This window comes from Streptomyces erythrochromogenes (assembly GCF_036170895.1).
GTDB lineage: Bacteria > Actinomycetota > Actinomycetes > Streptomycetales > Streptomycetaceae > Streptomyces > Streptomyces erythrochromogenes.
This window is the reverse complement of record NZ_CP108036.1, coordinates 3,115,952-3,134,764: the sequence shown is the minus strand read 5'-3', so window position 1 is coordinate 3,134,764 and position 18,813 is coordinate 3,115,952. Positions and strand designations below refer to the sequence as shown.

The 18,813-nt window shown below is 72.5% G+C and carries 22 protein-coding genes; 14 read left to right on the top strand and 8 right to left on the bottom strand.

What is annotated here, in order from left to right; genetic code table 11:
- Positions 1–41 precede the first annotated feature (41 nt).
- A complete protein-coding gene (locus OHA91_RS13925; protein WP_030962557.1) occupies positions 42–800 on the top strand; it encodes an LOG family protein in 759 nt (252 codons plus the stop codon).
- Between the two features lie 272 nt (positions 801–1,072).
- Here OHA91_RS13925 and folP read toward each other — a convergent pair whose 3' ends face one another.
- Entirely contained in the window at positions 1,073–1,933 is an 861-nt protein-coding gene (gene folP / locus OHA91_RS13920) for a dihydropteroate synthase (protein WP_031151439.1), read from the bottom strand.
- A 76-nt stretch (positions 1,934–2,009) separates the two neighbouring features.
- On the opposite strand from folP, the gene OHA91_RS13915 reads away from it, so the two are divergent.
- Positions 2,010–2,366 carry a DivIVA domain-containing protein gene (locus tag OHA91_RS13915; protein ID WP_266497982.1) on the top strand — a complete coding sequence of 119 codons (357 nt, stop codon included), beginning with the start codon at positions 2,010–2,012 and terminating at the stop codon, positions 2,364–2,366.
- Entirely contained in the window at positions 2,363–2,941 is a 579-nt protein-coding gene (locus OHA91_RS13910) for a DNA-3-methyladenine glycosylase I (RefSeq protein WP_328739294.1), read from the top strand. The genes OHA91_RS13915 and OHA91_RS13910 overlap by 4 nt, the downstream gene beginning before the upstream one ends.
- Before the next feature lie 24 nt (positions 2,942–2,965).
- Here OHA91_RS13910 and chcB read toward each other — a convergent pair whose 3' ends face one another.
- Complete coding sequence (gene chcB, locus OHA91_RS13905) at positions 2,966–3,769, bottom strand: 2-cyclohexenylcarbonyl CoA isomerase (protein ID WP_031151445.1); 804 nt, start codon at positions 3,767–3,769, stop codon at positions 2,966–2,968.
- Positions 3,770–4,102: 333 nt separating this feature from the next.
- Here chcB and OHA91_RS13900 point away from each other — a divergent pair, with 333 nt between their 5' ends.
- Both OHA91_RS13900 and OHA91_RS13895 read left to right on the top strand, forming a co-directional pair.
- The gene (locus OHA91_RS13900) at positions 4,103–4,270 is read left to right on the top strand and encodes a DUF3117 domain-containing protein (protein WP_003966491.1); all 168 of its coding nucleotides are present in this window, start codon (positions 4,103–4,105) and stop codon (positions 4,268–4,270) included.
- Positions 4,271–4,396: 126 nt separating this feature from the next.
- Positions 4,397–5,014, top strand: a complete 618-nt coding sequence (locus OHA91_RS13895; protein ID WP_266497979.1) for a hypothetical protein — start codon at positions 4,397–4,399, stop codon at positions 5,012–5,014.
- 55 nt (positions 5,015–5,069) lie between these two features.
- Here OHA91_RS13895 and OHA91_RS13890 read toward each other — a convergent pair whose 3' ends face one another.
- Complete coding sequence (locus OHA91_RS13890) at positions 5,070–5,732, bottom strand: O-methyltransferase (protein ID WP_030032218.1); 663 nt, start codon at positions 5,730–5,732, stop codon at positions 5,070–5,072.
- A gap of 177 nt (positions 5,733–5,909) precedes the next feature.
- Here OHA91_RS13890 and sigE point away from each other — a divergent pair, with 177 nt between their 5' ends.
- The 5 genes from sigE to OHA91_RS13865 all read left to right on the top strand — a co-directional run bounded on the left by sigE (position 5,910) and on the right by OHA91_RS13865 (position 10,195).
- The gene (sigE, locus tag OHA91_RS13885) at positions 5,910–6,689 is read left to right on the top strand and encodes an RNA polymerase sigma factor SigE (protein ID WP_136232968.1); all 780 of its coding nucleotides are present in this window, start codon (positions 5,910–5,912) and stop codon (positions 6,687–6,689) included.
- Positions 6,686–7,354 (top strand): zf-HC2 domain-containing protein, encoded by a 669-nt coding sequence (locus OHA91_RS13880; protein WP_328739293.1) that lies wholly within the window; start codon positions 6,686–6,688, stop codon positions 7,352–7,354. The genes sigE and OHA91_RS13880 overlap by 4 nt, the downstream gene beginning before the upstream one ends.
- A 54-nt stretch (positions 7,355–7,408) precedes the next feature.
- On the top strand, positions 7,409–8,752 hold the full coding sequence (locus OHA91_RS13875) for a S1C family serine protease (protein WP_037632489.1): 1,344 nt from the start codon (positions 7,409–7,411) through the stop codon (positions 8,750–8,752).
- A 118-nt stretch (positions 8,753–8,870) separates the two neighbouring features.
- Complete coding sequence (locus OHA91_RS13870; protein WP_328739292.1) at positions 8,871–9,305, top strand: sec-independent translocase; 435 nt, start codon at positions 8,871–8,873, stop codon at positions 9,303–9,305.
- 137 nt (positions 9,306–9,442) lie between these two features.
- Positions 9,443–10,195: a hypothetical protein gene (locus OHA91_RS13865; protein ID WP_031151450.1), complete on the top strand. Its 753-nt coding sequence runs from the start codon at positions 9,443–9,445 to the stop codon at positions 10,193–10,195.
- A 96-nt stretch (positions 10,196–10,291) separates the two neighbouring features.
- On the opposite strand, the gene OHA91_RS13860 is transcribed toward OHA91_RS13865, so the two are convergent.
- The 3 genes from OHA91_RS13860 to OHA91_RS13850 form a co-directional block, all read right to left on the bottom strand.
- A complete protein-coding gene (locus OHA91_RS13860) occupies positions 10,292–11,407 on the bottom strand; it encodes an Mrp/NBP35 family ATP-binding protein (protein ID WP_031151453.1) in 1,116 nt (371 codons plus the stop codon).
- An 87-nt stretch (positions 11,408–11,494) separates the two neighbouring features.
- Complete coding sequence (locus tag OHA91_RS13855; RefSeq protein ID WP_051893199.1) at positions 11,495–12,091, bottom strand: DUF1003 domain-containing protein; 597 nt, start codon at positions 12,089–12,091, stop codon at positions 11,495–11,497.
- An 85-nt stretch (positions 12,092–12,176) separates the two neighbouring features.
- Positions 12,177–13,448 (bottom strand): magnesium transporter MgtE N-terminal domain-containing protein, encoded by a 1,272-nt coding sequence (locus OHA91_RS13850; RefSeq protein WP_031151459.1) that lies wholly within the window; start codon positions 13,446–13,448, stop codon positions 12,177–12,179.
- Between the two features lie 187 nt (positions 13,449–13,635).
- On the opposite strand from OHA91_RS13850, the gene OHA91_RS13845 reads away from it, so the two are divergent.
- Complete coding sequence (locus tag OHA91_RS13845) at positions 13,636–14,427, top strand: hypothetical protein (RefSeq protein ID WP_245240117.1); 792 nt, start codon at positions 13,636–13,638, stop codon at positions 14,425–14,427.
- A 25-nt stretch (positions 14,428–14,452) separates the two neighbouring features.
- Here the strand turns inward: OHA91_RS13845 and OHA91_RS13840 are convergent, their stop codons facing one another.
- Both OHA91_RS13840 and OHA91_RS13835 read right to left on the bottom strand, forming a co-directional pair.
- Positions 14,453–14,968 (bottom strand): hypothetical protein, encoded by a 516-nt coding sequence (locus tag OHA91_RS13840; protein WP_031151464.1) that lies wholly within the window; start codon positions 14,966–14,968, stop codon positions 14,453–14,455.
- Between the two features lie 31 nt (positions 14,969–14,999).
- Entirely contained in the window at positions 15,000–16,115 is a 1,116-nt protein-coding gene (locus OHA91_RS13835) for a magnesium and cobalt transport protein CorA (protein WP_266497956.1), read from the bottom strand.
- A gap of 378 nt (positions 16,116–16,493) precedes the next feature.
- On the opposite strand from OHA91_RS13835, the gene OHA91_RS13830 reads away from it, so the two are divergent.
- The 3 genes from OHA91_RS13830 (at position 16,494) to OHA91_RS13820 (ending at position 18,749) form a co-directional block, all read left to right on the top strand.
- A complete protein-coding gene (locus OHA91_RS13830) occupies positions 16,494–17,078 on the top strand; it encodes a suppressor of fused domain protein (RefSeq protein WP_031151470.1) in 585 nt (194 codons plus the stop codon).
- Between the two features lie 60 nt (positions 17,079–17,138).
- Positions 17,139–17,783 carry a DUF6758 family protein gene (locus OHA91_RS13825; RefSeq protein WP_031151472.1) on the top strand — a complete coding sequence of 215 codons (645 nt, stop codon included), beginning with the start codon at positions 17,139–17,141 and terminating at the stop codon, positions 17,781–17,783.
- A 102-nt stretch (positions 17,784–17,885) separates the two neighbouring features.
- Positions 17,886–18,749 carry a PHP domain-containing protein gene (locus OHA91_RS13820; RefSeq protein ID WP_266497952.1) on the top strand — a complete coding sequence of 288 codons (864 nt, stop codon included), beginning with the start codon at positions 17,886–17,888 and terminating at the stop codon, positions 18,747–18,749.
- Positions 18,750–18,813: the final 64 nt, after the last annotated feature.

Genomic DNA, 18,813 nt, shown 5'->3' with positions numbered 1-18,813 from the left:
GCGCCTACCCTGATCCAACGATCAGCAGGAGGGAGCACATCATGGGCAACCCCGAAGGCAACGCTCGTCGTCGGCCCGAGGAGCAGCAGCTCGGGCCGGTGCTGAGGCGGCGCAGCCAGGTGCAGGCGGGCAGTACGACGGACCAGCGGCTGCTGGACTCCGCCGGGCCCTCCGAGTGGGTGCACACCGATCCCTGGCGGGTCCTGCGCATCCAGTCGGAGTTCATCGAGGGCTTCGGCACGCTGGCCGAGCTGCCGCCCGCGATCAGCGTGTTCGGCTCGGCCCGCACCCCGGAGGGCTCGCCCGAGTACGAGGCGGGCGTGCGGATCGGCGGCGCGCTGGTCGACGCCGGGTTCGCGGTGATCACCGGCGGCGGTCCGGGAGCGATGGAGGCGGCCAACAAGGGCGCCCGCGAGGCGAGCGGGATCTCGGTCGGCCTCGGCATCGAGCTCCCCTTCGAGCAGGGGCTCAACCAGCACGTCGATCTCGGCCTGAACTTCCGGTACTTCTTCGTCCGCAAGACGATGTTCGTGAAGTACAGCCAGGGCTTCGTCGTGCTGCCCGGCGGCCTCGGCACGCTGGACGAGCTGTTCGAGGCGCTGACCCTCGTCCAGACCCAGAAGATCACCCGCTTCCCCATCGTGCTGTTCGGCACGGAGTACTGGAGCGGGCTCGTCGACTGGCTGAGGGGCACGGTGATCGCCCAGGGCAAGGCCTCGGAGAAGGACCTCTACCTCTTCCACGTCACCGACGACGTGGACGAGGCGATCGCCCTGGTGACGAAGGAAGTCGGGAAGTAGGACCCTCCGCGGGCCGGCCGGGCCGGCCCGCGGGATCTCCTTCCCGACGCCGCTCTCGCGCGGTTCGGCGCCGGGGCGCCTCACCGGCTTCGGGCGGCTGCGCCGGCCTCCGGCCGTCGGGGCTCAGGCCAGGCCGCGGCGGGCGACGGCCGGCGGCCGGTGGCCCTGGATGGAGCTGACCATGCCTCCTTCCCGACGCCGCTCTCGCGCGGTTCGGCGCCGGGGCGCCTCACCGGCTTCGGGCGGCTGCGCCGGCCTCCGGCCGTCGGGGCTCAGGCCAGGCCGCGGCGGGCGACGGCCGGCGGCCGGTGGCCCTGGATGGAGCTGACCATGTCCAGGATCTGCCGGGTCTCCGCGACCTCGTGGACGCGGTAGACCTGCGCGCCCAGCCAGGCCGAGACGGCCGTGGTGGCCAGGGTGCCCAGCAGCCGCTCCTTGACCGGCTTGTCGAGGGTCTCGCCGACGAAGTCCTTGTTCGACAGGGAGACCAGGACCGGCCAGCCGGTCGCCGTCATCTCCTCCAGCCGTCGGGTCGCCTCCAGCGAGTGGCGGGTGTTCTTCCCGAAGTCGTGCCCGGGGTCGATCATGATCGCGTCCCGGCGGACGCCGAGGGCCGCGGCGCGTTCGGCGAGCCCGACCGTGACCCGCAGGATGTCCTCCATCACGTCCTCGTACGCGATCCGGTGCGGCCGGGTGCGCGGCTCGACCTCGCCGGCGTGCGTGCAGACCAGGCCGACGCCGTGGCGCGCCGCGACCTCGGCCAGCTTGTGGTCCACCCCGCCCCACGCGTCGTTCAGCAGGTCGGCCCCGGCCTCGCACACGGCCTCGCCGACCTCGTGCCGCCAGGTGTCCACGCTGATCACCACGTCCGGGTGGCGGCGCCGCACCTCGGCCACGAAGCCGACCGTGCGCCGCGCCTCCTCGGCCGCGTCCACGTGCTCGCCCGGGCCCGCCTTCACCCCGCCGATGTCGATGATCGCGGCGCCCTCGGCGACTGCCTGCTCGACCCGGTCCAGCGCGGGCTCGTCGCGGAACGTCGCGCCCTGGTCGTAGAAGGAGTCCGGAGTCCGGTTCACGATGGCCATGATCACCGGCTCGTGGGTGTCGAACTCGCGCCTGCCCAGTCGCAGCATCCTGGTCTTTCCTCCTTCGGCGGCCCTCGCGCCTCGCCAGCGACCTTAACCTGGTGGCCGGAGTCTCTCAGGGGAGTTGATCGTGTTCTTCTTCTTGATGATCGCGCTGGTCGTGGTCGTGGCAGCGGTCACCCTCGCCGTGATCGGCGGCGGCTCGGAGGCGGTCCTGCCGGAAGCGGAGCCGGACCGGGTGGCCGACGGGCTGCCGGAGACCCGGCCCGTGGTCCGGGCGGACATCGACGCGCTGCGCCTGCCCGTCGCGCCGCGCGGCTACCGGATGGCCGAGGTGGACGACGTACTGGAACGGCTCGCCGCGGAGCTCGCAGATCGGGACGCGAGGATCGCCCTGCTGACGGGAACGGCGTCGCCCGCGTCCGCGGCCCCGCAGGACGCCTCCGGCCCGGTCGACCTCAGCAAGCACGGTGAGCGGTGAGCGGGCCCGTGGCGGGCCCGGACGGCCTGCTGCGCTGCCCCTGGGGGCTGTCCACGCCCGACTACATCGCCTACCACGACTCCGAATGGGGCCGTCCGGTCCACGGCGACGACGCCCTCTACGAGCGGCTGTGCCTGGAGGCCTTCCAGTCGGGGCTGTCCTGGCTGACGATCCTGCGCCGGCGCGAGGGCTTCCGTAAGGCCTTCTCGGACTTCTCCATCGCGGCCGTCGCCGGATTCGGCGACGCGGACGCGGAGCGGCTGCTGGCCGACGAGGGGATCATCCGCAACCGGGCCAAGATCGAGGCGACCCTGGCCAACGCGAAGGTCCTCGCCGGTTGGGAGTCCGGTGAGCTGGACGCCCTGATCTGGTCCCACGCCCCGGAGGAGCCCGGCCCCGCCCCGCGCACGGTCACCGAGGTCCCGGCGGTCACCCCGGAGTCCACCGCCCTCGCCAGGGCACTCAAGAAGGCCGGCATCCGCTTCGTCGGCCCGACGACCGCCTACGCCCTGATGCAGGCGTGCGGGCTGGTCAACGACCACCTGGCCGCCTGCGCCCTGCGCGACCCCGCATAGGGCCGCGCGGGACGGCAGCGCGGGTCAGCGGCCGAGGTACTTCGGCGGCTGCTTCGCCAGGAAGGCCTGGACGGCGATGGAGTGGTCCTCGGAGGCCCCCGCGCGGGTCTGCAGCACGTCCTCGTGGACCAGGGACTCCGCCAGCGTGTGGGAGGCCCCGTAGGCGAGGGACTCCTTCAGCGCGGCGTAGGCGACCGTGGGGCCCGCGGCCAGCGCGCGGGCCACGGCCTCGGCCTCGGCGTGCAGGGAGTCCGAGGGCACCAGGCGGTTGACGATGCCGAGCTCGTACGCCTCCTGCGCCTTGACCGAACGCGGGAAGAGCAGCAGGTCCGAGGCGCGGGAGGCGCCGATCAGGCGGGGCAGCGTCCACGAGACCCCGGAGTCGGCGGTGAGGGCCACGCCGGCGAACGAGGTGTTGAAGGAGGCGGTGTCGGCGACGACCCGGAAGTCGGCCGCCAGCGCGAAACCGAAGCCGGCCCCGGCCGCCACGCCGTTGACGCCGGCCACCACGGGCTTCTGCATCTCGGTGAGCGCCCGCACGATCGGGTTGTAGTGCTCCTTGACCGTGTTCATGGTCAGCGAGGAGCCGCTCTCACGGTCCGCCGCGAGGTTGCCGATGTGCTCCTTGAGGTCCTGGCCCACGCAGAAGGCCCGGTTCCCGGCGGCGGTCAGCAGGACCGCCCGGACCGCGGTGTCCCCGGCCGCCGCCACCACCGCGTCCCGCAGGGCGACCTTGGCCTCGGTGTTCATCGCGTTCATCGCGTCGGGACGGTTGATCGTGATGGTCGCGAGTCCGTCGGTCACTTCGTAGAGCACACTGTCGGCCATGGCAGGGGGTCCCCCTTCGTCGCGGGCTTGGCTACCGGCCGGTACCGGCCGGTGCAAGGGTCAGCATGGCGGACCGGAACAGGCGCGCACATGTGATGTGCGTCAAAGAAAGCCGGAGCCGTTCCCCAGGTGCGGCGGCGAAGTATCGCAGGCGGATCCCCGAAATGAGTGGTTTTGGCCGAGCGCGTTGCCCAAGCGTTCACGGGTGATGTTGGTCATCGGGTCCTGACATGCGGGATAATGGCTGGGAAGCAATGTGTTCGATGCCGGGTATTAGGCGCCTGAACGGGGCCGTCGGCTGACGATGAGCTGGTTTCAGGAAGGGGAACGAGCATGGCGGCCATGAAGCCGCGGACGGGCGACGGCCCGCTCGAGGTCACCAAGGAGGGGCGGGGCATCGTCATGCGCGTACCGCTCGAGGGCGGCGGTCGGCTTGTCGTCGAGCTGACCCCCGATGAGGCGGACGCCCTGGGTGACGCCCTGAAGAAGGTCGTCGGCTGACCCGCTGACAGCACTTCCACCTTCTGCTTTCGCATTCTCTGCGCTGCCCCGACCGCGATCAGCGGCCGGGGCAGCGTTGTGTCGTGTCCGAGGACCCTCGTCCCCAGCATCCCGGCGGAGCCGCACGTGACCTTCTCCCCGCCCGCGCCGCCGGCCTTCGCCGACTGCACCACGCGCCAGAAGGCGGCCCGCGTCCTGTCCGACGTACTGGCGCCGGCGAACCTCGTGGTCGCCCTGCTCCTGCTCGTCGGGTGGCACAGCACCGGGTCGTGGACGGGGCTCGGCTGGGGCCTGCTCGCCGCCCTGTTCTGCGGCGTCGTCCCGATCGGGATCATCGCCGCCGGGGTCAGGCGGGGGGCGCTGACCGACCAGCACATCCGGGTGCGGCGCCAGCGGGTCGTGCCGATGGCGCTGAGCCTGGTCTCCGTCCTGGCCGGGGTCGCCCTGCTGCGCGTACTGGGCGCTCCGGCGGACGTCTTCGCGCTCGTCGTCGCGATGCTCGTGGGCCTGGTCTCGTCCCTGCTGGTGACGGTGGGCTGGCAGATATCCATCCACATGTCGGTGGCGGGCGGCACCGTGATGATCCTGGTACTCGTCTTCGGCCCGGCCGTCCTCCCGGCGGCCGCGGTCGCCGCCGCCGTCGGCTGGTCCCGCCTGGCGCTGCGGGCGCACACCCCGGCCCAGCTGCTCGCCGGCACCGCCCTGGGCGGCACGGCGGCACTCACCTTCGCGCTCCTGAGCTGACCTGGGTCCTGTCGTCAAAGCAGGGCGGGCCAGGCGGGACTTCGACGACAGCGCCTCAGCGGCGCACGGCGCACAGCAGGCCGTCGCCCACCGGGAGCAGCGCGGCCTCCAGCGCCGGGCTCTCCCGGACGCTGCGCAGCAGCTCGCGGACGCGGAGCACCTCCACCGGCTGGGCCGCGGAGTCGACCGTACGGCCGTCTGAGAAGACCCCTTCGAAGCACACCAGCCCGCCGGGGCGCAGCAGACGCAACGATTCAGCGAGGTAGTCGAGGGACTCGGTCGGGTCCCCGTCGCAGAAGACGAGGTCGTACCCGCCGTCGGCGAGGCGAGGCAGGACGTCGAGGGCGCGGCCGGGGATGAAGCGGGCGCGGTTGCCCGCGAAGCCGGCGGCGCGGAAGGCCTGGCGGGCGAAGGCCTGCCGGTCTGCTTCGGGATCCACCGTGGTCAGCACCCCGTCGGGGCGCATCCCGTGCAGGAGGTGGATGCCGGAGACGCCGGTTCCGGTGCCGATCTCGGCGACCGCCTTGGCGTCCGCGGTGGCGGCCAGCAGGCGCAGCGCGGCGCCGGTCCCGGGGGAGACGGACCGCAGGCCCGCTTCCCTGGACCGGTCGCGGGCCCATCGCAGAGCGTCGTCCTCGGCGACAAACGCGTCGGCGAACGCCCAGCTCGTCTGCCGGTTGCCGGTAATGACCCTCTCCTGTCCCCATAGTTGGCGCAACGGTGACTGTATCCGTTGACGTCGGGAACCCGCAGATGGGACCGGGCGTTGTGAGGGGTGGAGGCGGGACGAGAAGGACGGCGCCGGGCAGATCGGCGGCGTGGACCGCCCCGGGGCCTAAGGCTTGCGTAAAGATACTGCAAAAACCCTTATCCGGAGCTGACAGAGGGGGTGGCTATGGTAGGGACTCCACTGGACACCACCAGAGCCGACAGGGGAGGTGCGGCTGCGCCTGTGGATCGTGGGGGCGTGTTCAGACGCCTCTTCTGGTCGGCGGGTGAGCCGAAATCCGTGACCTACATTGCTGACCGCTTCCACACCGCAGACACCGCAACCACCGCGACCTTTGCCGCAGATGCGGGATCGCAGGCGTGGACCCCTCCCTCGTGGGAGGAGATCGTCAGCACGCACAGCGCGCGGGTCTACCGCCTTGCCTACCGTCTGACGGGCAACCAGCACGACGCCGAGGACCTCACCCAGGAGGTCTTCGTCCGCGTCTTCCGCTCGCTGTCCACGTACACGCCCGGCACGTTCGAGGGCTGGCTGCACCGCATCACCACGAACCTGTTCCTGGACATGGTCCGCCGCAAGCAGCGGATCCGCTTCGACGCGCTCGCCGACGACGCCGCCGAGCGGCTCCCGAGCCGTGAGCCGTCCCCCCAGCAGGTCCTCCACGACACGCACTTCGACGCGGACGTCCAGCAGGCGCTGGACACCCTCGCCCCCGAGTTCCGCGCGGCCGTCGTGCTGTGCGACATCGAGGGCCTGTCCTACGAGGAGATCGCCGCGACGCTCGGCGTGAAGCTCGGCACCGTCCGCAGCCGTATTCACCGAGGCCGTTCGCACCTGCGCAAGGCGCTCAAGCACCGGTCCCCCTCGGCCCGGGCCGAGCAGCGGGCGCTGGCCGGCGTGGGGACGGGTGCGCCGGACGCCGGGAGAGAGGGCGGAGCCGAGTGACCGGAGCCAGTCCTTCCCCTGCCGAACAGCATCTGGGCGACCGGCTTGCCGCACTGGTGGACGGCGAGCTGAAGCACGACGCCCGCGAGCGGGTCCTGGCGCACCTGGCGACCTGCGCCAAGTGCAAGGCCGAGGCCGACGCCCAGCGCCGTCTCAAGACCATGTTCGTGGAGAGCGCGCCGCCGCCGCTGTCCGAGGGCCTGCTCGCGCGCCTCCAGGGGCTCCCGGGGGGCGGTCTCGACCGCCCGGCCGGCCCGCTGGGTCCACCGGGACCGGGCCCCGCCGAACCCGACCCCTTCGAGGCCTTCGCGTACGGGCTGCCCGTGGCCGCCGCCACGCGGCCGCAGCAGGAGGGCTTCCGCATCCACGAGGTGGGCCGTCCGCGCCGCCGGTTCGCCTTCGTCGCCGCCGGAGCGGTGTCGCTGGCCGCCCTCGCACTGGGCGGCACGCTGCCGCTGGAGGGCACGGAACCGAACGGCCGGGGGGATTCCCCGGCGCCCGCCTCCAGGCCCGGTCCCGCCCTGCCCGTGACCGACGCGGCGGTCCGTGACCGGCTGCCCACTCCCGCGGCCGTACCGAGCCTCCTGACGGCCGTGGCGAGCCCGCTGCCGCCACCCCAGCCCTCCCCACCGGGCTCGGCGCGTCCGGTCTCCCTGCTGCGCTGACCGGGGACCTGGTTGAATCGGCCGGACATGCGCACAGGTACGCGGGGAGCGCCGATGGCCGACAGGCAGCAGACCGACCCGGCTCCACAGTGGTGGAGCCGGCCCGAGGGCACGGCCGACAGCCGTCGTGACGGGGTTCCCGCCCCGCGCCCCGAGACCCGCGACGGCGGCGGTGAGCACGGAGCCGAGGGGGACGGGGCCGCCGGGCAGGCGGCCCCCACCCAGGAGGCGCCGGCCCACGAGGTCCGGTACGACCCCTGGGGTGCACAGCCCCTCCAGGTCGTGGACCGGGGCCGGGACCGGCGCGGGTTCCGGCTGTGGCAGGTCGCGGCCCTCGCCGCCGCCACCGCGCTGCTCGCCGGCGGCATCGGCGGCTACGTCGGCGTGCTCGCCGAGCGGCAGAGCAGCACCAGGCTGGAACTGCCCCAGGCGGCCGTCGCGGACAAGGGCCGGGCGCCCGACAGCGTCGCCGGGATCGCGGCCACCGCGCTGCCCGGGGTGGTCACCCTGCACGTGCGGGGCGCGAAGAGCAGCGGCACGGGCACCGGCTTCGTGCTGGACCCGCAGGGGCACATCCTGACCAACAACCACGTTGTCGCCGACGCCAAGGAGATAGCGGTCACCTTCAGCACCGGCGAGAGCGTCACCGCCGAGCTGGTCGGCCGCGACTCCGGCTACGACCTGGCCGTGGTCAAGGTCAGCGGGGTGCGCGGGCTGCGGCCGCTCAGCCTGGGCAACTCCGAGAACGTGAAGGTCGGCGACCCGGTCGTGGCCATCGGCGCGCCCTTCGACCTCTCCAACACGGTCACCGCGGGCATCATCAGCGCCACCGGCAGGCCCGTCACCGCGGGCGGCGACAAGGGAGACGGCAGCGACATCAGCTACGTCGACGCGCTCCAGACCGACGCCCCCATCAACCCCGGGAACTCCGGCGGCCCCCTCCTGGACGCCAGGGCGCACGTCGTCGGCATCAACAGCGCGATCCGCGGCGCCGACAAGGACGACCCCGACCGGCAGGGCGGCTCCATCGGCCTGGGCTTCGCCATCCCCATCAACCAGGGCAAGCGCGTCGCCGAGGAGCTCATCGCCACGGGCCGCGCCACGCACCCGGTCATCGGGGTCACCCTCGACATGGACTACACGGGCGACGGGGCCCGGGTGGGGGACAAGGGCGAGGACGGCAAGCCGTCCGTGACCGCCGGCGGACCGGGCGCGCGCGCCGGTATCAAGCCCGGCGACGTGATCACCAAGGTGGACGGGCAGCGGGTCCGCGGCGGCGACGAGCTGATCATCAAGATCCGGGCCCACCGCCCGGGCGATCCGCTCACCCTCACCGTGCTGCGCGACGGCCGGGAGCGCACGCTGGACGTTGTCCTCGGGTCGGCGAACGGCTCATGATCTCGGGATGGCCGGGGGGTGAAACCCTCACGGGTCCGGGACGTGTGTAGGGGCCCGCGGGCAAGGCCGGGTACCGTGTGTTCGGGCCCGAAGTGACAGAGAGCCGAGGAGCGGCAAGGTGTTCAACGACATAGGCGCACTCGAACTCGTCACGATCGTGGTTCTGGCCATTCTCGTCTTCGGCCCGGACAAGCTTCCGAAGGTCATTCAGGACGTGACGGGCTTCATCCGCAAGGTCCGGGCGTTCTCCGACAGCGCCAAGCACGACATCCGCTCCGAACTCGGACCGGACTTCAAGGACTTCGAGTTCGAGGACCTGAATCCGAAGACCTTCATCCGCAAGCAGCTCTCGGAGAACGAGGACCTCAAGGAGATCCGCACCAGCTTCGATCTCCGCAAGGAGCTGAACGACGTCTCGGACGCCGTCAACAACCCGACGCCCGATTCCGCACCGACCGCCCCGTCCGCCGCCGCCGCCGGTCCGGACCTGCTGAAGAAGCCCGCGGCCCCGGCTTCCGAGCAGCGCGTGCGCTTCGACGCCGACGCCACCTGACCCAGCCTGCCCGGCGATCCGGGGTCCGATGGCTATCCTCCATCTGTCCGGATCGCGGGACGCCCGAGGGAGGGGGTCCCCCCAGCGCAGCGAGGGGGAGGGCCGTTCCGGACCCCACGGAACGAGAGGCCGCCCACATGGAGACGACGAGCAGCAGCCTGGTAGGGGCGCAGACCGCCGAGGCACCCGCCGCCGCGGACGCCGCGCAGGAACCCCATACAGGTCCGCATACGAGCCCGCATACCGGCGACCCGGCCGAGGCGCAGCAGCCGGAGGCCGCCGCCCCCGTGCCGGCGGCCCGCCGGACGGCCGAGGGCTTCCTTGCGGCGGACTTCCCCTGGTACGGGCTGGACGGAGCCTTCACCGGCCCCCGCCGGCTCATGCAGGTCGGCACCGCCGCCGACGGAACGGTGGAGCACGGCTCCACCGGCCACGGCGACGAGCCCTCCGCCCGGGGCGAGATCGCCACCGGCGAGAAGGAACGCTTCGCGGTGGTCATCACCGTGGCGAGCAACCCGCTGCGCCGCAGCAGCGACGGCACCGGCGTCCTGGAGGCCACCTCGGTCTCCTCGGCCGCCTGGCTGGCCGGCTCCGGGCTGCTGGCCTACAGCTGGCCCGGACAGATGGACCACGCCCTGCGCAACGACTGGCTCGACCAGCAGACCGAGGCCGCGTGGGAGCTCGCCGACGACCTCGACGGCGAGGACTGGTCCACGCTGTCGCTGCCCGTGGACGGGGAGCCGACGACCTTCCACTACCGCGAGTCCGAGTTCGGCTGGGTGCTGGCCGGCTCCACCGGCAGCGGCGTCCACCTGGGCGCCTACGGCCGCGGCATGAGCGCCTACGGCCTCGGCTTCGCGGCCATCTCGGACCTCGGCACGTACGAGTAGCCGTACGCGGCCGGGTGCGGCTCACGGCTACGGCCCTCGGGTACGCGGAAGGGCACCGCCGGCCGGCGGTGCCCTTCCGCGTACCCCGGAGGGGGCCTAGAACTTGTTGCGCGGGGTGATGCCCAGGGACATGCCCGACAGGCCGCGGGCGCGGCCGCCCAGCTTGCCCGCGATCGAGCGCAGGGCCGCGCCGGCCGGCGAGTCCGGGTCGGACAGGACGACGGGCTTGCCCTCGTCGCCGCCCTCGCGCAGCCGGACGTCGATCGGGATCGAGCCCAGCACCGGCACCGTGGCGCCGACGGTCTTGGTCAGCCCGTCGGCGACCTTCTGGCCACCGCCCGAGCCGAAGACGTCCACCATCTCGTCGCAGTGCGGGCACGGCAGGCCCGACATGTTCTCGACGACGCCGACGATCTTCTGGTGGGTCTGCACGGCGATCGAACCGGCCCGCTCGGCCACCTCGGCAGCGGCCTGCTGCGGGGTGGTGACGACCAGGATCTCCGCGTTCGGCACGAGCTGGGCCACGGAGATCGCGATGTCGCCCGTACCCGGCGGCAGGTCCAGCAGCAGCACGTCCAGGTCGCCCCAGAAGACGTCGGCCAGGAACTGCTGGAGGGCCCGGTGCAGCATCGGACCGCGCCACACGACCGGCGCGTTGCCCGGGGTGAACATGCCGATGGAGATGACCTTCACGCCGTGCGCGGACGGCGGCATGATCATGTTCTCGACCTGGGTGGGACGGCCGTCCACGCCCAGCATGCGGGGCACGCTGTGGCCGTAGATGTCCGCGTCGACCACGCCGACCTTCAGGCCGTCCGCCGCCATCGCCGCGGCCAGGTTGACCGTGACGGAGGACTTGCCGACGCCGCCCTTGCCCGAGGCGACCGCGTACACGCGGGTCAGCGAGCCCGGCTTGGCGAAGGGCACCTCGCGCTCGGCGGTACCGCCGCGCAGCGTGGCCGCCAGGTCCTTGCGCTGCTCGTCGCTCATCACGTCCAGCGACACCGAAACGGAGGTGACACCGGCGACCTTCTCGACCGCCTCGGTCACGTTCTTGGTGATCGTCTCGCGCATGGGACAGCCCGACACGGTCAGGTAGACCGTGACTGCGACCGTGCCGCCGTCACCGATCTCCACCGATTTGACCATGCCGAGCTCGGTGATCGGCCGGTGGATCTCGGGGTCGTTCACCGTCGCCAGAGCGTCCAGGATCGCGTCCTGCTCAGGCACGGCGGCGGAGCTTGTGTCGGTAGCCATGCCCCGATGGTACGGCTCGGTAGCACGCCTCGGGAAAGCCGCTCAGCGGTCGCCTTCATCACGTTCCGCCGGGAATAGACGCCGCTCGTCCATCTCCTTGATCAGGTCCTGGAACTCCGACCTGATCCAGTCACGCGTGGCGACCTCGCCGAGGCCCATGCGCAGCGCCGCGATCTCCCGCGTCAGGTACTCCGTGTCGGCGATGGACCGCTCGTTCTGCTTGCGGTCCTGCTCGTGGGTGACCCGGTCGCGGTCGTCCTGCCGGTTCTGCGCGAGCAGGATCAGCGGAGCGGCGTAGGAGGCCTGGAGCGACAGCATCAGCGTCAGGAAGATGAAGGGGTACGGGTCGAACCGCAGGTCGTCCGGCGCGAAGATGTTCCACAGCACCCAGACGATGATGACCAGGGTCATCCAGACGATGAACCGGCCCGTGCCCAGGAACCGCGCCACCCGCTCGGAGAGCCGCCCGAAGGCCTCCGGATCGTACTCGGGCAGCAGGGACCGGCGCGGCGCCCGCGGCAGGTCCAGACGCACCCGCGAGCGCGTCAGTGCGCTCGACCCGGTGCCCGAGGACTTCGCCGCGCGCTCGCCGGAACGTTCCGCCGCCTCCGCCGCCAGCCCGTGCTCGCGCGCCTGCATCCGTGCCTGCTCGCGCCGCTCCCGGATCTGCTCACGGCGCCGCTCTCGCGCCTGCTCGCCACGCCCCCGGTCGAAGCGCCCTCGCTCAGCGGCCACCGACGGCCTCCTCGGAATGGAATTCCGTCTCCCGCCAGTCGTCCGGCAGCAGGTGGTCCAGTACGTCGTCCACGGTCACCGCGCCCAGCAGCGACCCGCCCTCGTCGACCACCGGCACCGCGACCATGTTGTAGGCGGCCAGGTGCGTGGTCACCGCGGGCAGCGAGGCGTTCGGCCGCAGCGGCGGCAGGTCCGTGTCCACGATCGAGCTGACCAGGGTGAACGGAGGGTCCCGCAGCAGCCGCTGGAAGTGCACCGTGCCCAGGTACTTGCCCGTCGGCGTCTCGTCCGGCGGCCGGCACACGTACACCTGCGCCGCCAGCGCCGGCGACAGGTCCGCCTGCCGTACGCGGGCCAGCGCGTCCGCGACCGTGGCGTCCGGGCGCAGCACGATCGGCTCGGTGGTCATCAGACCGCCGGCGGTGTTCTCCTCGTAGGACAGCAGGCGGCGCACGTCGGCCGCGTCGTCCGGCTGCATCAGCGTCAGCAGCCGCTCCTTGTCGTCCTCCGGCAGCTCCGACAGCAGGTCGGCCGCGTCGTCCGGGTCCATCGCCTCCAGGACGTCCGCGGCGCGCTCCTCCTTGAGCTTGCCGAGGATCTCCACCTGCTCGTCCTCGGGCAGCTCCTCCAGCACGTCCGCGAGCCGGTCGTCGTCGAGGGCGTTGGCCACCTCGGCGCGCCGCTTCGGCGTCAGGTGGTGCAGGACGTTCGCCACGTCGGCCGGGCGCATCTGCTCGAAGGTGGCGACCAGGTTCTCGGCGCCCTGCCCGTGCTCCTCCAGCGAGAAGCCCGTCACGGCCGACCACTCCACCGTCAGGGCCTCGCCGCGCCGGCGCAGCGCACCCGACTTGCCCTTCCGGACGAAGATCCGGTCGATCTCCCAGTCCCGGCGGGCCGGCAGCTGCTGGATGGCCACGTCCAGGACGGTGACCTCCTCGCCGCTGGCGACCAGCGTCACCCGCCGGTCCAGCAGTTCGCCCAGGACCAGCCGCTCGGTGGGGCGCTGCTCGAAGCGCCGCATGTTGATGACACCGGTGGTGATGACCTGCCCGGACTCGACTCCCGTGACGCGTGTCATCGGCAGGAAGATCCGGCGCCGGCTGACCACCTCGACCACCAGGCCCAGCAGCCGCGGCGGGCGGCCGCCGACCCGCAGCATCGCGACGAGGTCGCGGACGCGGCCCACCTGGTCGCCGTTGGGATCGAAGACGGGCACACCCGACAGATGCGAGACGAAGATCCGCGGGGCGCCTGCAGCCATCCGAGCGCCTCCTAGAGCGTCTGTCGACAGTCCTGCCGCCCCTCAGGCTAGCCCGTGCCGCAGCCAAGCGTCCTGGTGGGGAGGTCCGCCCGGGGCCGGGCGGACCCCGGGGAGCGGTCTCGGGCCGCGACACACGGACGGGTACGCTGCCTGCTGCCCGCAGACGAACGACGAGAGGCACCTGCTCGTGACCGCCTACTTCCCCGCCGCGCGGCTGCGCCGGGCCGCCTTCATCGGTGTGCTGTGCGCGGGCCTCGCCGTGACCGGTACGGGTTGCGGGGACGACCCGGACGAGGGCACGAACGGCGTCGGCAAGCTCACCGCCGACAAGATCGAGGCGAAGGCGAAGGCGGCCGCGGGCGATGCCGAATCGGTACACCTGTCCGGCACGCTGGTGAGCGGCGGCAAGGCCTTCACCGTCGACATGCGGCTGAAGTCGGACGGCGGCTCGGGCGAGGTGAAGTCGAAGGACGACACCTTCCAGCTGCTGCGCGTGGGCGAGCAGCTCTACCTGAAGGCCAGCGCGGCGTTCTGGGGCCAGACCGACTCGGCCGGCAAGCTCGGCGACAAGTACGTGAAGGTGCCCGAGGGCGACCCCTCCTACAAGCAGTTCCGCGGCTTCACCGACATGGACGTCCTGCTGGACGGGCTGCTGGGCCTGGAGGGCAAGCTCGCCAAGGGCTCCTACACCAAGGTCGGGCACACCCGCGCGGTCCAGGTCACGGCGGACGAGGGCAAGGGCGGCAAGCTCTCGGTGTCCCTGGAGGGGACCCCGTACCCGCTGCTCATGGAGCGGGCCGGCGGCGCCGGCCGGGTGGAACTCGCGGAGTGGGGCAAGCCGTTCCAGCTCGACCCGCCCGCGCAGGACCAGACGGTCGACTACGGCAGCCAGCTGCCGACGACCAAGGGGGAGGGCGGCGAGCCCGCCCCGGCCGCCTCCAAGGGCTCCGGCCAGGGCGCGAACCCCACCAAGCCGTAGGGGTGTCCCGGGCGTGTCGCGCCGGTCAGCCCCGGGCGGCCTTCTTCCGCTTCAGCAGGAGCTTCGGCAGGGCCGCCGGGACCGGGCGGCGGGTCGTCGCCGGGGAGCCCAGCGGGGCCGCGGCCAGCGAGCCGTCCGGCAGGGCGGACCGCACCGACTCCGGCTCCAGCCGCAGCAGCCGGCACTCCCGCGCCCACCGCTCGGTCATGTCCTCCGAGTCGGGCGCGTTCAGCCGCTTGCCCTTGAGCTCGGCGACGGCCGCCTGCCACTCCTCGCCGCGGGGCGGGAGCTCCCGTACGGCCGCTGTCCAGGCCACCAGCCGGCCGCCCTTGTCCTTGCTCCGCACGGTCACCTCGGCGCTCGCGCCGTCCGCCAGCCCGGGGAACGGCTGCTCGCCGGGCCCGTCGCCCAGCACGTGGGCGGCACCGTCCACCCAGGCGTGCCACAGGGCGCGGTCGGCCCCGGCGCCGCGGACCCAGATCAGGCCGGACTTCTTGGTGGCCTCCTCGACGAGGGCCAGGTCGAGCGCGCTGAGAGTCATGCGCACAGGTTAGGGGGTCGCCCCCCGCCCGCTACAGCCAGCCGTGGCGGCGCAGGGCGCGGTGGATGGTGAAGCAGGCGCCGAAGATCGTCGCCATCACCATCGGGTAGCCGTACTCCCACCGGAGTTCGGGCATGTGGTCGAAGTTCATCCCGTACACACCGCAGATCATCGTCGGCACGGCGATGATGGCCGCCCAGGAAGTGATCTTGCGCATGTCCTCGTTCTGGGCGACCGTCGCCTGCGCGAGATTGGCCTGCAGGATCGAGTTCAGGAGCTCGTCGAAGCCCACCACCTGCTCGTGCACCCGCGCGAGGTGGTCGGCCACGTCCCGGAAGTACTTCTGGATGTCCGGGTCCACCAGCCGCATCGGCCGCTCGCTCAGCAGCTCCATCGGACGCAGCAGCGGCGAGACCGCCCGCTTGAACTCCAGCACCTCGCGCTTGAGCTGGTAGATCCGGCCCGCGTCGCCGCCGCGCGCACTGCCCTTGGCGGGAGCCGCGAAGACATCGCTCTCCACCTCGTCGATGTCGTCCTGCATCGCCGCCGCGACCGCGATGTACCCGTCGACGACGTGGTCGGCGATGGAGTGCAGGACGGCCGAGGGCCCCTTGGACAGGAGCTCCGGGTCGTCCTGGAGGCGGTGGCGCAGACCCTTGAGGGAGCCCTGCCCGCCGTGCCGGACGGTGATGACGAAGTCGGGGCCCGTGAAACACATCACCTCGCCCGTCTCCACCACCTCGCTGGTGGCGGTCAGTTCGGCGTGCTCCACGTAGTGGATGGTCTTGAAGACGGTGAAGAGGGTGTCGTCGTAACGCTCCAGCTTCGGCCGCTGGTGCGCGTGCACCGCGTCCTCCACGGCCAGCGGGTGCAGGCCGAAGGTGGCGGCGATCCCCGCGAACTCGGCCTCCGTCGGCTCGTGCAGGCCGATCCAGACGAAGCCGCCGTCCTCGCGGACCCGGCGGATCGCCTCACGGGGCGTCAGACACGCCGGCCCCAGTACCCGGCGGCCGTCGCGGTACACGGCGCAGTCGACCACCGCGCTGCTCGCCGACGGGTCGCGGGTCGCGTCGTAGCCGGGCTGTACGGGGGTGGACTTGCGCAGGGACGGGCGGACGGCCGCACGCAGGTAGGGCAGCATCGACATGGCAGGCTCCTTCGCGCGCACGGCTGCGGACCGTACGGGTGGGAGACCCTCCAGCACCGCGGGCGGGCAGGGCCCGGGCAGGCGGGAGGGAACAGGACGGGAAGACAGACGTTCTGCCGTCGCTCTTCTACTGATCAGAAGATCACAGGGGGCGGGAAACGCCCGCCGGAGAAGCGGAAGAGCGATTGGTACTGCACGATCGACTTCGGTCCACCGCAGCCCCACCTCCTCCGGCCGGTCCCCCGTAGGGGACGTCCTGTCTCCGGGGCCTTGAAACAACGCTTCTGCGTGCGGCCCCGAACAGCTGTCAACACTATCAGCCGACGGATGGTCAAGACCCGCCCTTTACCCGGCTGATACGAGTTCTATGCTCGTTTCATGGCAGAAATTCTGGCCCTCGTCGAGGCCCGGCTGCGCACCGCGTTCGGTGAACCCGACGCCCGCGCCGCCGTCACCTTCCTGGGCACCGACCGCATCGAGGTACTCCGCTTCGCCGAGGGCGACCTCGTGCGGTACGCGACCCTCGGGATGTCCGCGCACCCGATGACCGATCCGACCGCCGTGGTCGCCGACCCCGTACGGGGCCCGCGCGCCGAACTGGTGCTGACCGTACGGGGAGGGCTGGCGGACACCGACAAACTCCTCAGGCCGCTCGCGGTGCTGGCCGCCTCCCCGCAGGTCGAGGGGCTGGTCGTGGCTCCGGGGGCCTCGCTCGACGTGGGCGAGCCGCTGTGGGAGGGGGCGCCGTTCAGCTCCGTCCTCGTGGCGGAACCGGGCGGTCTGGTCGAGGACCTGGAACTCGACGAGCCCCTGGACCCGGTGCGGTTCCTGCCGCTGCTGCCGATGACGGCGAACGAGGCCGCCTGGAAGCGGGTCCACGGTGCGGCCGCCCTCCAGGAGCGCTGGCTCGCGCGCGGAACGGACCTGCGGGACCCTCTGCGCAGCGCCGTCGCACTGGACTGACAGCCCGGACGGGTGACCATGCCTTGACTGGCGGCCGGGCGGGGAGGAGCGTGGCTACCTATGAGGGGTGAACCAACTTGCCCGAAGTGCGGTGGCCGGGTCAGGGCGCCCGGACTCTTCTCCGACTCCTGGCAGTGCGCGGTGCACGGCGCTGTCCACCCCATGCAACCCGTCATCCCGCCGAGCGTGGAGGGCCTGGGCGTGGTCGTGCACCGGGCGCGCGTGCCGGTGTGGATGCCCTGGCCGCTGCCGCTCGGATGGCTGTTCACCGGGGTGGCGTCCGCCGGTGACGACCGCAGCGGGGGCCGGGCGACGGTGGTCGCCTGCTCGGGTCCCGGACCGGTGGGCGGCATGGGGGAGCTGCTGCTGATCGCGGAGGAACTGGGCGTCGGCCTGGGCGCGCGGTACGCGGGGATCGACGGCCTCGACCCGGGCCGGTCCATCAACATGGCCGGGCCGCCCCACACCAAGGTGGTCGCGGCGGGCCGGCCGACACCGCTGTGGCACGTGGGCGGAGGCCCGGACGACCGGGCCGTCTTCGCCGGCGAGGCGCGCGGCCTGTGGCTGTGGGCGATCGTCTGGCCGCAGCAGTCCGGCCTCCTGCTGTACGACGAGCTGGTCCTGACCGACCTGCGCGAAGGGGGCGCCGAGGTCGAACTCCTGCCGTGCGGGGCCCTGAGCCCGCGCATCCTGGGTCCCGTGTAGGCCGCCGCGGGCGTCCCCGCGTAGATCCTTCCGGCGAAAGCGGACCTTCCGCCCGGTTATCCTGGGGTGTCCCCCCGTCCGTACGACCCATGGAGTTCGGCTGTGCGCATCGACCTGCACGCCCACTCCACGGCATCCGACGGTACGGACACCCCCGCCGAGCTGGTGCGCAATGCCGCCGCCGCCGGGCTGGACGTGGTCGCGCTGACCGACCACGACACCGTCGGCGGGTACGGCGAGGCCCTCGCCGCCCTTCCCGCCGGACTGACGCTGGTGACCGGCGCCGAGCTGTCCTGCCGGCTCGACGGGATCGGCGTGCACATGCTCGCCTACCTCTTCGATCCCGAGGAGCCCGAGTTCGCCCGCGAGCGGGAACTCGTCCGGGACGACCGGGTCCCGCGGGCCCGGACCATGGTCGGCAAGCTGCAGGACCTCGGCGTGGGCATCACCTGGGAACGGGTGGCGCGGATCGCCGGTGACGGCTCGGTCGGCCGGCCGCACATCGCCACCGCCCTCGTCGAGCTGGGCGTCGTGCCCACCGTCTCGGACGCCTTCACGCCGGACTGGCTCGCCGACGGCGGCCGCGCGTACGCCGAGAAGCACGAGCTAGACCCCTTCGACGCCGTACGCCTGGTCAAGGCGGCCGGCGGCGTCACCGTCCTCGCGCACCCCGCCGCCGTCAAGCGCGGCCGGTGCGTGCCGGAGTCCGCGATAGCCGAGCTGGCGGCCGCGGGCCTGGACGGCATCGAGGTGGACCACATGGACCACGACGCCGACACCCGCGCGCGCCTGCGCGCTCTGGCGGGGGACCTCGGGCTGCTGGCCACCGGCTCCAGCGACTACCACGGCAGCCGCAAGACCTGCCGCCTGGGCGAGTACACCACCGACCCCGAGATCTACGGCGAGATCACGCGCCGCGCGACCGGGGCCTTCCCCGTGCCGGGCGCCGGCGGACTCGGGCGCTGACCGGCCACTTCGCGGCCCGCTCGACCCGTCCCTGACTTCTTCTTCGCGACACCCCTCTCTCCTG

What these genes read in the sequence shown, in the direction of transcription:
- OHA91_RS13830 (WP_031151470.1), top strand. Translation starts at nt 16,494, where the DNA reads ATGGCAGAAATTCTGGCCCTCGTCGAGGCCCGGCTGCGCACCGCGTTC.
- sigE (WP_136232968.1), top strand. Translation starts at nt 5,910, where the DNA reads ATGGTAGGGACTCCACTGGACACCACCAGAGCCGACAGGGGAGGTGCG.
- OHA91_RS13850 (WP_031151459.1), bottom strand. Translation starts at nt 13,448, where the DNA reads ATGGCTGCAGGCGCCCCGCGGATCTTCGTCTCGCATCTGTCGGGTGTG.
- OHA91_RS13900 (WP_003966491.1), top strand. Translation starts at nt 4,103, where the DNA reads ATGGCGGCCATGAAGCCGCGGACGGGCGACGGCCCGCTCGAGGTCACC.
- OHA91_RS13835 (WP_266497956.1), bottom strand. Translation starts at nt 16,115, where the DNA reads ATGTCGATGCTGCCCTACCTGCGTGCGGCCGTCCGCCCGTCCCTGCGC.
- OHA91_RS13875 (WP_037632489.1), top strand. Translation starts at nt 7,409, where the DNA reads ATGGCCGACAGGCAGCAGACCGACCCGGCTCCACAGTGGTGGAGCCGG.
- OHA91_RS13825 (WP_031151472.1), top strand. Translation starts at nt 17,139, where the DNA reads ATGAGGGGTGAACCAACTTGCCCGAAGTGCGGTGGCCGGGTCAGGGCG.
- OHA91_RS13925 (WP_030962557.1), top strand. Translation starts at nt 42, where the DNA reads ATGGGCAACCCCGAAGGCAACGCTCGTCGTCGGCCCGAGGAGCAGCAG.
- OHA91_RS13855 (WP_051893199.1), bottom strand. Translation starts at nt 12,091, where the DNA reads ATGCAGGCGCGCGAGCACGGGCTGGCGGCGGAGGCGGCGGAACGTTCC.
- chcB (WP_031151445.1), bottom strand. Translation starts at nt 3,769, where the DNA reads ATGGCCGACAGTGTGCTCTACGAAGTGACCGACGGACTCGCGACCATC.
- OHA91_RS13865 (WP_031151450.1), top strand. Translation starts at nt 9,443, where the DNA reads ATGGAGACGACGAGCAGCAGCCTGGTAGGGGCGCAGACCGCCGAGGCA.
- OHA91_RS13840 (WP_031151464.1), bottom strand. Translation starts at nt 14,968, where the DNA reads ATGACTCTCAGCGCGCTCGACCTGGCCCTCGTCGAGGAGGCCACCAAG.
- folP (WP_031151439.1), bottom strand. Translation starts at nt 1,933, where the DNA reads ATGCTGCGACTGGGCAGGCGCGAGTTCGACACCCACGAGCCGGTGATC.